The 12,613-nt window shown below is 42.5% G+C and carries 10 protein-coding genes; 9 read left to right on the top strand and 1 reads right to left on the bottom strand.

Annotated elements, in window-relative coordinates; translation table 11 throughout:
• Positions 1-64 precede the first annotated feature (64 nt).
• The 4 genes from NQZ91_02215 (at position 65) to NQZ91_02200 (ending at position 5,300) form a co-directional block, all read left to right on the top strand.
• Positions 65-457, top strand: coding sequence for a PaaI family thioesterase (locus tag NQZ91_02215; GenBank protein UUM58206.1), 393 nt, complete (start codon positions 65-67; stop codon positions 455-457).
• 101 nt (positions 458-558) lie between these two features.
• Complete coding sequence (locus NQZ91_02210) at positions 559-1,926, top strand: FAD-dependent oxidoreductase (protein ID UUM58205.1); 1,368 nt, start codon at positions 559-561, stop codon at positions 1,924-1,926.
• Between the two features lie 121 nt (positions 1,927-2,047).
• Complete coding sequence (pcrA, locus tag NQZ91_02205) at positions 2,048-4,324, top strand: DNA helicase PcrA (GenBank protein UUM58204.1); 2,277 nt, start codon at positions 2,048-2,050, stop codon at positions 4,322-4,324.
• 643 nt (positions 4,325-4,967) lie between these two features.
• Positions 4,968-5,300, top strand: coding sequence for a YbgA family protein (locus NQZ91_02200; GenBank protein UUM58801.1), 333 nt, complete (start codon positions 4,968-4,970; stop codon positions 5,298-5,300).
• 382 nt (positions 5,301-5,682) lie between these two features.
• On the opposite strand, the gene NQZ91_02195 is transcribed toward NQZ91_02200, so the two are convergent.
• Entirely contained in the window at positions 5,683-6,846 is a 1,164-nt protein-coding gene (locus NQZ91_02195; protein UUM58203.1) for an IS30 family transposase, read from the bottom strand.
• A gap of 222 nt (positions 6,847-7,068) precedes the next feature.
• On the opposite strand from NQZ91_02195, the gene NQZ91_02190 reads away from it, so the two are divergent.
• The 5 genes from NQZ91_02190 (at position 7,069) to NQZ91_02170 (ending at position 12,558) form a co-directional block, all read left to right on the top strand.
• A complete protein-coding gene (locus NQZ91_02190) occupies positions 7,069-8,145 on the top strand; it encodes an aspartate-semialdehyde dehydrogenase (protein ID UUM58202.1) in 1,077 nt (358 codons plus the stop codon).
• Between the two features lie 24 nt (positions 8,146-8,169).
• Positions 8,170-8,442: a hypothetical protein gene (locus NQZ91_02185; GenBank protein UUM58201.1), complete on the top strand. Its 273-nt coding sequence runs from the start codon at positions 8,170-8,172 to the stop codon at positions 8,440-8,442.
• A gap of 61 nt (positions 8,443-8,503) precedes the next feature.
• Positions 8,504-9,439 carry a 4-hydroxy-tetrahydrodipicolinate synthase gene (gene dapA / locus NQZ91_02180; protein ID UUM58200.1) on the top strand — a complete coding sequence of 312 codons (936 nt, stop codon included), beginning with the start codon at positions 8,504-8,506 and terminating at the stop codon, positions 9,437-9,439.
• Between the two features lie 309 nt (positions 9,440-9,748).
• Complete coding sequence (locus NQZ91_02175) at positions 9,749-11,077, top strand: FAD-dependent oxidoreductase (protein UUM58199.1); 1,329 nt, start codon at positions 9,749-9,751, stop codon at positions 11,075-11,077.
• Between the two features lie 11 nt (positions 11,078-11,088).
• Complete coding sequence (locus NQZ91_02170; GenBank protein UUM58198.1) at positions 11,089-12,558, top strand: helix-turn-helix domain-containing protein; 1,470 nt, start codon at positions 11,089-11,091, stop codon at positions 12,556-12,558.
• The last annotated feature ends 55 nt before the right edge of the window (positions 12,559-12,613 follow it).

Here is a 12,613-nt window from a genome sequence, read left to right as displayed (position 1 = left end):
TAGTAAGTATTTGCAAGAAAGGATTTTTTCCCGTAAAATGGAGAAAAAAACACGAGGAGTAAACATGGATAGATATCACATTCCACCGGTTTTGGTGTTTGAAAATTATGAGTTGGTTGAGGTCTCAAATGGTCGAGTGGTCATTGAGACAAGAGTAGTTGAGTCTTCCTTGAATATTTATGGCATGACCCACGGAGGTTATCTGTTTACCTTTTGTGATAATGTTGCTGGACTGGCTGTTTTCTCTCAGGGATACAAGTGTGTGACCCTCCAGTCCAATGTTCATTTTACAAGGGCGGGCCATCTGGGAGACAAGTTGACTATCACGGCAGAAATTGTTCACGATGGTCGTTCAACCAAGTTGGTAGAAGCAGTTGTTACCAATGAAAAAGGTCAAAAATTAGTCAGAGCTAGCTTCACCATGTTTGTGACGGGAACCTTTGAAGAAGAATCTTAAAATTTTTGTGATTTTATGAGCATTATTTTTGAAATCGGTAACAGACATGTGTATAATGGATAATGTAAAAAAATATATTTTCGAAAGTGAGATTTTCCATTATGGCTAAAATCGTCGTTGTGGGTACAAACCACGCTGGTACTGCATGTATCAAAACAATGTTGTCAAACTACGGTGCTGAAAATGAAATCGTAACATTTGACCAAAACTCAAACATTTCTTTCTTGGGTTGTGGTATGGCACTTTGGATCGGTGAACAAATCGATGGTCCAGAAGGTCTTTTCTACTCAGATAAAGAGCAATTGGAAAGCATGGGCGCAACCGTTCACATGCAATCACCAGTTGTAGACATTGACTTCGAGAAAAAAGAAGTGACTGCAATTGTTGACGGTAAAGAGCACGTAGAATCATACGAAAAATTGATTCTTGCGACTGGTTCACAACCAATCATCCCACCAATCAAAGGTGTGGAAATCAAAGAAGGTTCAACTGACTTTGAAGCAACTCTTGAAAACCTTCAATTTGTTAAATTGTACCAAAACGCTGAAGACGTTATTAACAAGCTTGAAAATCCAGACATTAACCGTGTAGCTGTTGTTGGTGGTGGTTACATCGGTGTTGAGCTTGCAGAAAGCTTTAAGCGTAAAGGTAAAGAAGTTGTTCTTGTTGATATCGCTCCAACAGTTATGGGTGCATACTATGACCGCGACTTTACTGAAATGATGAACAAAAACCTTGAAGAAAACGGTGTGAAATTGGCTCTTGGTCAAGCTGTTCAAGCTGTTGAAGGTGACGGTAAAGTTGAGCGTCTTGTGACTGATAAAGAAACATTTGACGTTGACATGGTTATCATGTGTGTAGGCTTCCGTCCTAACACAGGTCTTGCTAAAGGTCAATTGGAAACCTTCCGTAACGGTGCATGGATCGTTGACAAGAAACAAGAAACAAGCATGAAAGACGTTTATGCAATCGGTGACTGTGCAACTATCTACGACAATGCTCGTCAAGATACAAGCTATATCGCTTTGGCATCAAACGCTGTTCGTACAGGTATCGTAGCTGCTCACAACGCAACTGGCCATGAGTTGGAAGGAGTTGGTGTTCAAGGTTCAAACGGTATCTCAATCTTTGGTCTTAACATGGTTTCAACTGGTTTGACAGAAGAGCGCGCGAAAGATGCTGGTTTCAACGCAGCAGTAGCGTCATTCACAGACCTTCAAAAACCTGAATTTATTAAACATAACAACCACGAAGTAGCAATCAAGATTGTCTTTGACAAAGATACACGTGTAGTTCTGGGTTGCCAAATGGTATCACGCGAAGATATGTCAATGGGTATCCACATGTTCTCACTTGCTATCATGAAACAAGTGACAATCGAAGAGTTGGCATTGATGGATCTCTTCTTCTTGCCACACTTCAACAAGCCATACAACTACATAACAATGGCAGCACTTGGTGCGGAATAAGCTTAATTGATAAAATAAGGTCCAGAGTTTTCTCTGGGCTTTTTTACTGGTCTGACATTTCGTAAATGAAGTATATTTTGGTATAATGGAGAGTAATTACATTTTGAGAAAGTATGAGAATATGAACCCTTTATTAAACGGAATGAACGATAGACAGTCGGAGGCTGTTCAGACAACGGAAGGTCCGCTCTTAATTATGGCAGGTGCGGGATCAGGCAAGACTCGTGTTCTAACCCACCGCATTGCTTATCTGATTGATGAAAAAATGGTTAATCCTTGGAATATTTTGGCCATTACCTTTACCAATAAGGCTGCGCGGGAGATGAAGGAGCGGGCCTATGCGCTCAATCCTGCTACGCAAGACTGCTTGATTGCCACTTTCCACTCCATGTGTGTACGGATTTTGCGTCGGGATGCGGATCACATTGGCTATAACCGTAACTTTACCATCGTAGATCCGGGTGAGCAACGCACGCTGATGAAACGGATTTTGAAAGCTCTAAATCTGGACCCGAAAAAGTGGAGTGAGCGGACTATTTTGGCAACCATTTCCAATGCCAAGAATGATTTGATTGATGATGTGGCTTATGAGGTGCAGGCAGGCGATCTCTATACGCAGATTGTTGCCAAATGCTACAAGGCATATCAGAAAGAACTCCGTCAGTCAGAGGCAGTCGATTTTGATGACCTAATCATGTTGACGCTCCGCCTATTGGACCAAAATCCTGACGTCCTGACCTACTACCAGCAGAAATTTCAATATATCCATGTCGATGAGTACCAAGATACCAACCACGCCCAGTATCAGCTGGTCAAACTCTTAGCGTCACGCTTTAAGAATATCTGTGTGGTCGGTGATGCGGACCAGTCCATCTATGGCTGGCGTGGGGCGGATATGCAAAATATCTTGGATTTTGAGAAGGATTATCCAGAAAGCAAGGTGGTTTTGCTGGAGGAAAATTACCGCTCGACCAAGACAGTCCTTCAGGCAGCCAATGAGGTTATTGAGAACAATCGCAACCGCCGTCCGAAGAAGCTGTGGACGCAAAATGCTCAGGGAGATTTGATTACCTACTATCGTGCGCGCGATGAGGGCGATGAGGCGATTTATGTTGCCAGTCAAATTGACCAACACCATCGTGAAGGCAAGCCTTATAAGGACTTCGCTGTTCTTTACCGGACCAATGCCCAGTCTCGTACCATTGAGGAGGCCCTGCTCAAGGCCAATATTCCTTACACGATGGTGGGCGGGACCAAGTTCTATAGCCGTAAGGAAATCCGTGATGTGATTTCCTATCTGAATATTATTGCCAACCCTGCGGACAATATTTCTTACGAGCGTATTGTCAATGAACCCAAACGCGGAGTAGGACCGGGCACAGTCGATAAGATTAGGGACTTTGCGACGACACATGCCATGTCCCTGCTTGAAGCATCACAGGATATTATGCTGTCTGGTGTCAAGGGTAAGGCTGCTCAAGCCGTTTTTGACCTTGCAACCCTGCTATACAATCTCCGCAATCGACTGGATGAGATGACAGTGACCGAATTGGCCGAGGCGGTCTTAGATAAGACTGGCTACCTCAATGCCTTGGCTGTACAAGGAACGATTGAGGCCAATGCCCGCATTGAAAACATTCAGGAATTTCTTTCGGTGACCAAAAATTTCGATGAAAAAGAGGTAGAGGAAGAAGAGACAGGGCTGGATAGGCTCAGCCGATTTTTGCTGGATTTGGCCCTGATAGCTGATACAGACGACGGCGACAAGGAAACGTCGGAAGTCACGCTCATGACCCTTCATGCGGCCAAGGGCTTGGAATTTCCAGTGGTCTTTCTCATTGGTATGGAGGAAAATGTCTTTCCTCTCAGTCGTGCAGCGGAAGAAGAAGCTGAGTTAGAAGAAGAGCGCCGTCTGGCTTACGTTGGCATCACCCGTGCCGAGCATATTCTTTATTTGACCAATGCCAATTCCCGCCTCTTGTTCGGTCGGAGCAATTACAATCAGCCTAGTCGTTTTATTCGTGAGATTTCAAGTGATCTCTTGGATTATCAAGGTCTGGCCCGTCCAGCTAATACCAGCTTTAAGGCTTCTTATGTCAATGGCAAAGCGACCCAGTTTGGACAAGGGATGAGTTTGCAGCAGGCTCTCCAAAGTCGAAAATCTTCTGTGCAACAGTCCACTCGATTTGGGGGGACCATGCCTTTTGCTAGCTCCAATCCATCTAGTTCAGCCACAACATGGTCCGTTGGCGACATTGCTGTCCATCGAAAATGGGGTCGCGGTACTGTACTTGAAGTTTCAGGATCGGGCAGCAACCAAGAACTCAAAATCAATTTTCCAGAAATGGGTCTGAAAAAAGTTTTGGCCAGCCTAGCTCCGATTAGCAAGGAGGACTAGTGTGGAGCCAACTATTTGTTTGGATTGTACTAGCTGTTACCATAGTTTTATTAAGTCTATCCCCCATTCTCATCTATGTATTTTACTACCTTAGCAAGCGGAAAAAAGAACTCTGTACTGCAAAGGTGACAGGCTGTGTTGAAGACTACTCATTCATGTCCTACAATGGCCTTAGCCCGCCTGTTGTGGGCTACTGGGTGAGACAAAGCTATTATTGGGCTGTTGGTCCACATTTCCAATCCTGTCGATACGTCACGGTTTCAACACCCTTATCATGCTTGGTAACGGGACAGCATTATAATTTGCTAGATAGAAAACATTTACCAGATTCTTTAATTATCTATCGAAATAAGAATAGTCTGTTCAGTCTAACGTCCAGTTCCTTGCTGGACTTTTTCCATTGGTTCTAGCGTCGATGTTTACTACAATCCACTTAAGCCAAAGCAGTCCTACGTCCATCTACATATTATGATTTTGTCCAAAGGTTTAGTGTATTTGCTGATAGGATTGCATTGTCTATATATGGTGGTCTGTTTGGGTCTGTGGCTGGCGCTGGTCTAGGTTTGACAAATAGGAGGAGGTGACAAGGGTGACAAATCTCAAGTACTTTCAGAAGAGATGGGCAAGAGAGAAATATCTGGTCATGGCTCATTCTCAGCATCACTATAATGCCTTGCGTCAGCTTTTTAAGGGAAATGTTTGGTCAGTTGACAAAGAACTTGAATTTGAACGTTTGCTAGCGGAGGCTTTAGCTCACAATCCTAGTATAAAGACCTTGCGCACTGCCTATCAGCATATTTGGGGTTATTTTAAAAAGTGTGCAAGTGATGAAGAAAGGAAACGCTTCAAGGAATTGGACATTTTTCTGGAGAGCCAAGTCCAGGAAATGCACGAGTTTTTGAAGTGTATGACTGACAAGTACCGGCCGCCCTACCTGCTCCAGAGTCGGATAATGCAAGTGGACAAAATACAATAAGGCAGTTATGACTTGTTTTGGGTCATTTCTGTCTTTTTTGAATAGTGATAAGCACAAGTCGAAATCGTATGACAATTTACTCAGTCTAGTGTGAAATTTTCAGCAGATTGAGGTAAATTCTCAAAGTAAGTTCTAGTTCCCGTCCTTCCAGAAGTTACTTTGAGAAAACTGCATAACATCAACAGAATTTAGTCTCAGACTAAGTTCTTTTTTGACTAAAAATGTTGATAATAGTGAGTTTTAGGGTTGAAAAAGTTGAAAAAAAGAGTACACTAAAGTTACTGGCTCTGAGACGTCTCAAAGTAAGTTCTAGCTATCTGGAATTTTGGATGGGACAAGTTCCTTTCTATTTTTGAAATTATTTTTTAATAAAAACTAGCGATTATTTATCCAATAATCGAGGTGATTGAATGACGTTCTCAGGGTCAATTTTAGAGATTCCCAAAAGTGTTGCCAATTCCTCACCGTAGGTAAATGTAAAGAGTTCATAGGCGGATTTTCCGTTGAAAGAAGCTCGTTTGATGCTGTTGACATGCGAACAAACCAGGTTGATGTCCTCCTGTGTCAAGTTGTCAAACGAACTTCCTTTAGGAAGAATATCTCTGATAAGTGTGTGATTCTTCTCAATTCTCCCTTTCTGGTCAGAACGATTGGGGTCACAGAAGAATAGCTTAGATTCTCCACGCACATCCATTTCGATGTCGTCCACTCTGGCGAATTCACCGCCATTATCAGTCAGAATGACAGGAAATATTTCGCAGAAGTCCATCTCTTTCTGATGTAGGTCATTCTTGATAGCGTAGAGATGTTTAGCGACCTCATTAGCTGTTTTATTATCAAGTAATCGAGCGAAGATAAAGTTACAGAAGGAGAGGTTAAAGGTGAGAAGTACCTTTCCGCCGATCCGTCCAGTAACGGTGTCCATTTCCAGCCAATAGCTGATTCCTTTCTCTGTGAGAAAGCGTTGGAAGTCCTCGTAAGACCGTCCTTCTTTGGCAATTTTAGGAATGGGTTGTAGGTTTCTGGTTCTCCGCTTTCTGAATTTCACGACACGGGGGAAATCAATGGGCTTTGTGGACAGATAGCCTTTTTCAAGGTATCTGTAGATAGAAGCTCTGGATGCCGAAAGTTCGTTTGAGGCGATGATATGGTTGAGGTGTTGTCCCTTTTGGATGGCTGCAGAGACAATCTCGTCCATACGATAGAATTCTTCCTTGTTTAGGGCAACACCTGTTCTCGAGTCTGAGAGCTTAGCTTCGTAATCAAGCTGAGCTCTTTTTGCGTAGTAGAATTGTTTCTGGTATCCGCAATTGATTCTCTTTTTCGGACAGGCATTACAAACGTAGGGAGCCTTTTTGAGTAGAGGGCAAGAATCACAATTAGATGTCACAGAATTTTCTTTAACCACTCGATTTCTCCGAACTTCTTTTGAGATTGTAGAAGGATCTTTACCTAACTTAGCTGCTATAGCTGAGAAGGGCTTAAGTTGTTCAATTCCTATTTGAATATCGTTGCGATCAGAGAGAGTTAAGTGTTTGTTTTTCATTGTCGATTGCCAACTTGTCCCATAGTAAGTTCTACCTTATTTCCTTGTCTCAGTCTAATTTCCAGTTTTTAAGACAGACTAGAACTTACTTTGAGAATTTAGCTTCAGCAGATTGATTGTAAATTTAGCACATTCCAGCTTTTCATTCAGAAAATTTATGGTATAATTATGAAATAACAAATTTTTTGAAAATTTTGAAGAATTAACCTAAAGGAGATTTCTATGGCTTATGTAGTAGCTGTTGTTGGTGCAACTGGTGCAGTTGGTGCCCAAATGATAAAAATGTTGGAAGAGTCAACACTTCCAATCGAGAAAGTGCGTTTCTTGGCTTCTGCTCGTTCAGCAGGCAAGACTTTGCAGTTTAAGGGACAGGACATTGTCATTGAAGAAACAACAGAAACAGCCTTTGAAGGAGTGGATATTGCCCTCTTCTCAGCTGGTGGTTCTACATCTGCCAAGTACGCTCCTTACGCAGTAAAAGCAGGAGCTGTAGTGGTTGACAATACCTCTTACTTCCGTCAAAATCCAGATGTACCGTTGGTTGTTCCTGAAGTTAATGCACACGCGCTTGATGCCCACAATGGTATCATTGCTTGTCCAAACTGCTCAACTATTCAGATGATGGTTGCATTGGAGCCTGTTCGTCAGAAATGGGGCTTGGAGCGGATTATCGTATCAACCTATCAGGCAGTTTCTGGTGCTGGTATGGGAGCAATCTTGGAAACACAAGCTCAATTGCGTGCGGTTTTGAATGATGGAGTAGAACCAAAAGCGGTAGAAGCAAATATTCTTCCTTCAGGTGGTGATAAGAAACACTACCCAATCGGTTTCAATGCAATTCCGCAAATCGACCTCTTCACAGACAATGACTACACCTACGAAGAGATGAAGATGACTAAGGAAACCAAGAAAATCATGGAAGATGACAGCATTGCCGTTTCTGCAACCTGTGTCCGTATTCCAGTCTTGTCAGCTCACTCTGAGTCTGTTTACATTGAAACCAAAGAAATTGCACCGATTGATGAAGTGAAAGCGGCTATCGCAGCCTTTCCAGGTGCTGTTTTAGAAGATGATGTAGCCAACCAAATTTATCCGCAAGCTATTAACGCCGTTGGTAGCCGTGATACCTTTGTCGGTCGTATCCGTAAGGACTTGGACAAGGAAAATGGTATTCATATGTGGGTTGTTTCAGATAACTTGCTCAAGGGTGCAGCTTGGAACTCTGTTCAAATCGCTGAAACGTTGCATGAACGTGGTCTAGTTCGTCCAACCGCAGAATTGAAATTTGAATTGAAATAAGGACTAGGTTTAGGAGATTGAAAAATGAATGATCACATTGCTAAGAAAATGGGGCAACGCCCAAAGGTGCAAATTTTCTTCAGTACCGTTTTGGGTCTTGTAGTTGCCGTCTATGGATTCATTATTAGGCAAGATTTGTTAGTTTGGGAAGAAACAGGTGGAGAAAAACTCCTCCCACGCTTTATTTACTGGATTTATTCTTTAGTGGGTGCTACTGGAGTCGCTCTCGCATTCCTAGCAGTGAGTATGATTTTCTTTGTCAATAGCTATCGTATTTTCAAAAAATTAAAAGCTTAGATGTTGAGGGCTTGGCTTTTGATGATTTGATTGTGGCATTCAGTTGTAGAAAGGTTGAGATATGTCTATTCAAGATTTGCGTGATGTAAAAATTATTACGGCTATGATTACGCCCTTTAAAGAGGACGGATCTATTAACTATGATGTATTGCCAGAGTTGGTTGAACATTTGTTGGCTCATCATACGGAAGGAATTTTGTTGGCAGGAACAACTGCCGAAAGTCCAACCCTTACACACGCGGAAGAATTAGAATTGTTTGCGGCGGTACAAAAAATTGTCAATGGTCGTGTGCCACTGATTGCTGGTATCGGTACCAATGATACCCGTGACTCGATTGAGTTTGCTAAGGAAGTTGCGGCCTTTGGTGGCTTTGCGGCAGGGCTTGCTATTGTGCCATACTACAACAAACCCTCTCAAGAGGGAATGTATCAGCACTTCAAGGCTATTGCAGATGCTTCTGATTTGCCAATTATTATCTATAATATTCCAGGTCGTGTTGTCGTTGAAATGACGCCTGAAACCATGTTACGTTTGGCGGAACATCCAAATATTATCGGTGTTAAAGAGTGTACTAGCCTTGCCAATATGGCCTACTTGATTGAGAATAAGCCAGAGGACTTTTTGATTTATACTGGTGAAGACGGCGATGCCTTCCATGCAATGAACCTTGGTGCAGATGGTGTGATCTCCGTTGCTTCCCATACCAATGGCGATGAAATGTATGAGATGTTTACTGCCATTGAGCAGCAAGATATCCGAACAGCAGCTGCCATTCAACGCAAGTTCATTCCGAAAGTTAATGCTTTATTCTCTTATCCAAGTCCTGCACCAGTCAAGGCAGTTCTCAATTACATGGGATTTGAAGTTGGACCACTCCGCTTACCATTGGTACCATGTCCAGAAGAAGACGCCAAACGCATTATCAAAGTTGTCGTTGACGGCGACTACGAAGCAACCAAAGCCACAGTAACAGGAGTTGTTAGACCGGATTATTAAAATAGTCAGGGGAGTGACTATTTTAACGTGAGCTTTGAAATAAGAGAGCGAACAATGTCTGGGGGAGTGAAACAGTTCGGGGAACTGTTTCAGCTGGTCACCAAGAAATACGAAAGTGACCATAGAAGACCCGAGCCTAGAAACTCGAGAGAGAGGTCAACCAAGGCGTTAACTGCTATTTTCGACCTTTTATTTAAATTTATTCAAGCACATCATAAAATAGGTGTGCTTTTTTGTTTGGATATGTAAACCTTTTCAATACGAATTTGCCTTGTCAATGCTATAATGGAGGATAAGGGAGGAATCAGGATGAATATTATAATCATTGGTGCTTCATTCGCTGGTTTGACAGCTGCAATGGAATGCCAGAAACGCTATCCACAAGCGATTATTTATGTGATTGACAAGGAAGAAAGTACAGGCTACTTTCCCAATGCACTCAATTGGAAAGTAAAAGGGGAAATTTCAAGCTGGGAAGAAGCGAGGGTTGGCTATTTTGAAGGGCTAGAGCAGTCGGCCGTTCATTTCTTACTTGGATGGGAATGCATTTCTATAGAAGCTGTATCTAAAAAAATAAGGCTAAAAAAAGAAGAAAGCATACGGGAATTATCCTACGACGATCTCATTTTAGCTATGGGTGCTCAACAAGTTTGGGGACACCAGTCGGTTGATCTATCGGAAAAGATTTTGACAAGTAAATCTATTGGAGAAGCTAAAAAGAGTTTCGAAAAGATTGAAGGGGCCGGAAGGGTAACAGTCATAGGAGCTGGTCAAATTGGTCTTGAAAGTTTGGAGGCTCTCAGTCGTTCATCCATTAAGATCAGGTTGATTGAATCACAAGAATGGCCCTTAGCCAAATATTTCGATCAAGAAATGGTCGATTTTATCTGGGGAGAGTTTGACCGAATTGGACTCGACTATCATTTTTCGGAAACAGTTAATGAAGTTAACTTGGATGAGATAGGTCAAGTCCAGTTACGCAGTTTGCAGGGAACATATCATTCGGACTTGGTGCTTTTGGGTACCAACTTTAGACCCCATACAGATTTGGTGGAAGGACTAGTGGACCTGCATACAGATGGTAGTATTCTGGTGGATGAGTATCTTGAAACCAGCCAAGCTGGAATTTTTGCGGTAGGGGATTTAATTCGGATGCCTGTTACCATGTTTGGGCAGGCCTACCTGCCCATGATCAACCACGCTATGTTGACAGGGCGTCTGGTTGCTGAAAATCTACTGGTTAAGCAGAAGAGCTTAAAGCCTGTTCAACGCATTGTCTCCACCCATGTGTTTGGCTATAATCTGACTAGCGTAGGACTGACAGAAAGGGAAGCAAACCTGTGGTTAGACACAGACACTGTTCGCATCCGTCATCCATTCAGTCAATGGGATAAACATGAAATAGACTTCAAAATGGTGGTCAGTCGAGGGGATGGACGTATTCTTGGTGGTCAATTGGTATCTTCCTCTGACCACATGGCACAGATGAATGTATTGGCACTAGCTATTTCAAAAAATATGACAGTTGAGGACTTGTTACAAGAATCCTGGCTTTGTTTGCCTGGTAGAACCGATCTGCAACCATTCATTATGGAAGCAGCCAATCAGTATTTGTGGCAAAAAACTGACCAAGAATAGGTGGTGATTGTGTGCATATTCTGGATTTATTAGAAAAACGTGAGCGCGCTATTTACCAGCTCTTTCTTCTCTTGCGCAAGTCCGTTACACCTATTGGAATAAAGGAAGTTGTCCAGGAGCTCCATCTGTCCAAATCTACCTTGTTACGCTATATAGAAAGTTTCTCTGAAGAGGTTAAAGAGGAGCAGTTTGGTCTTGTCTTTCAGATTAAAGAAGAGGAAATTGTCTTACAGCGCAGAGCCAATTTATACAGGCAAGACCTGTTTGCCTATCTCTTTAGAACTAGTATCAAGTACCAGATTTTAGTTTATTTTTTTGATAAAAATGAATGCTCCATCCCCATGCTAGCTCAAGATTTATTGCTGAGTGAAGCTACTTTGAACAGACACCTTTCGACATTAAACAAAGTCCTGAAAGAGTTTCAGGTGAGCATACGGAACGGTCGTTTGCGGGGTAGTGAGTTGCAAATTCGCTATTTTTATTATCAATTATTCTGGTTGACCAAGCCTTTCAAAGAGTTAGAACAAGATCGGGGCTTTATGGAGCAACTTGGGCACCTGCCGATTTTTGAACGCTTTTATCAATCCCAGTTTAATCCTCGGCAGGCTCATCAACTGGCTCTCTGGTTGATGATTGTCCAGAAAAGAATGCGATTGAAGGATTTGGATTTCCAGGCAGTTTATCAATTAATGGCTCCCTATGAGCAACATAAATTTTACCGTCACCTCCGTCAGATCTTTTTAACCTTACGCCAGCAAGCATCTGCTTCCTTTCAAGAGGGTGACACAATGTCCGTTTTTGCCTTCTTGTTTAGTCAAGGGATAGTGGCAGCCCATCAACTAGAACAGGTCTTAGGATTCGGAGGCCCCATTATGGAAGCGACTAGTTGGGCCTTTCAACGTGTAAAAATACTCTTGAAGACAGATTTGACAGTGGAAGAAGGAGAACTCTATCATCTCAATCAGGTCTTTAGTCAGCTCTATTTTTTTACTTCCTGCATCGATAGTGGCTTGGATGAGTTGGCTGACTATGATCCCTTCATGCAAGAGGCTGCTTCTAGTATCTTGCACCATGTATCTGAGGAGATTTTTGGGAGAAGGCAAGCCCCAGCCACCAGTCATTTGCTATCTTTGACACAATTATTTTCATATTTTATGCAGGTGGAGCCAACCATGGTGAAAATTGGGTGGGCATCCAGTTATCCGTCTGTCATTAGCTCTCCCATTTTACATGTCTTATGTCAGTCCTTAGAACGAAATCGGTCAATTCAAATCGAGCCTGTCCAATCAGACCAATCCTATGATTTGGTTATTTGCCATGATTATCCTTGGCAGCAAGATCCATCTTATCAGATCTATGGATTGCCAACTGATCAGGAGTTGAAGGATGTAAAGAGCCTTATCCAGACCATTCATCAGCGCAAGTTAGAGCAGTCTATACGTTTGGTCGAACGCAAGCAGTTTCGGATTGAACGGCGGTGATAAACTTTCTAGTTTCCTAGGAAGTTTTTCTTTTGCCGCAAAAAAACAACTTTAT

This window comes from Streptococcus suis, assembly GCA_024583055.1.
Lineage (GTDB): Bacteria > Bacillota > Bacilli > Lactobacillales > Streptococcaceae > Streptococcus > Streptococcus suis_V.
This window is presented reverse-complemented; position numbering and strand designations above follow the sequence as displayed.

Bases quoted from the DNA above. Each gene is read 5' to 3' on its own strand.
- dapA (UUM58200.1), top strand. From the start codon at position 8,504: ATGTCTATTCAAGATTTGCGTGATGTAAAAATTATTACGGCTATGATT.
- pcrA (UUM58204.1), top strand. From the start codon at position 2,048: ATGAACCCTTTATTAAACGGAATGAACGATAGACAGTCGGAGGCTGTT.
- NQZ91_02200 (UUM58801.1), top strand. From the start codon at position 4,968: ATGGCTCATTCTCAGCATCACTATAATGCCTTGCGTCAGCTTTTTAAG.
- NQZ91_02215 (UUM58206.1), top strand. From the start codon at position 65: ATGGATAGATATCACATTCCACCGGTTTTGGTGTTTGAAAATTATGAG.
- NQZ91_02195 (UUM58203.1), bottom strand. From the start codon at position 6,846: ATGAAAAACAAACACTTAACTCTCTCTGATCGCAACGATATTCAAATA.
- NQZ91_02190 (UUM58202.1), top strand. From the start codon at position 7,069: ATGGCTTATGTAGTAGCTGTTGTTGGTGCAACTGGTGCAGTTGGTGCC.
- NQZ91_02210 (UUM58205.1), top strand. From the start codon at position 559: ATGGCTAAAATCGTCGTTGTGGGTACAAACCACGCTGGTACTGCATGT.
- NQZ91_02185 (UUM58201.1), top strand. From the start codon at position 8,170: ATGAATGATCACATTGCTAAGAAAATGGGGCAACGCCCAAAGGTGCAA.
- NQZ91_02175 (UUM58199.1), top strand. From the start codon at position 9,749: ATGAATATTATAATCATTGGTGCTTCATTCGCTGGTTTGACAGCTGCA.